Source organism: Thiospirillum jenense (assembly GCF_014145225.1).
GTDB classification, from domain to species: Bacteria; Pseudomonadota; Gammaproteobacteria; order Chromatiales; family Chromatiaceae; genus Thiospirillum; species Thiospirillum jenense.
This window is the reverse complement of the sequence record NZ_JABVCQ010000116.1, coordinates 1-497: the sequence shown is the minus strand read 5'-3', so window position 1 is coordinate 497 and position 497 is coordinate 1. Positions and strand designations below refer to the sequence as shown.

1 protein-coding gene is annotated in these 497 nt (G+C 42.5%); it reads left to right on the top strand.

All coding sequences use genetic code 11. The features are described from left to right. Positions 1–497, top strand: a 497-nt coding sequence (locus HUK38_RS14780) for a winged helix-turn-helix domain-containing protein (protein WP_182585065.1), incomplete at both ends; no start/stop codon positions are given.

Sequence of the window (497 nt, the reverse complement as noted above, 5' to 3'; positions counted from 1 at the left end):
CTCGAAACGATAAAGAGCTCGAAGAATTACGCGCTGCCCATCGCCGAGCGCGAAACAGTCGTGATGCGTATCGCATTAACGCAGTGATTTTGCTTGCGCAAGGGTGGACAGCAGCGGATATTGCGGCAGCATTGTTAATGGATTCTGACACGGTACGCAATCATTTCAAGCGTTATCGTCAAGGTGGTTTGAAACAGTTATTGCAAGTTAACTATGTTGGCACTGAGCCTTATCTGAGTCGTGAACAATTAAATGAACTCAATTTACAGTTGCAACATCGCCTTTATTTGACTGCAAAAGAAGTTGCACACTGGGTTAAAGAACAATGGCAAATTTGTTATACACCAAGCGGTATGACGGCTGTACTCCGGCGTCTTGGTTATGTTTATAAAAAGCCTCGTTTAGTTCCTGCTGTAGTCAAACCAGATGTGCAAGAACTGTTTGTCGAAAATTACAAAAAACTCAACAAAAACAAAGACGAAGTCGTATTGTTTATG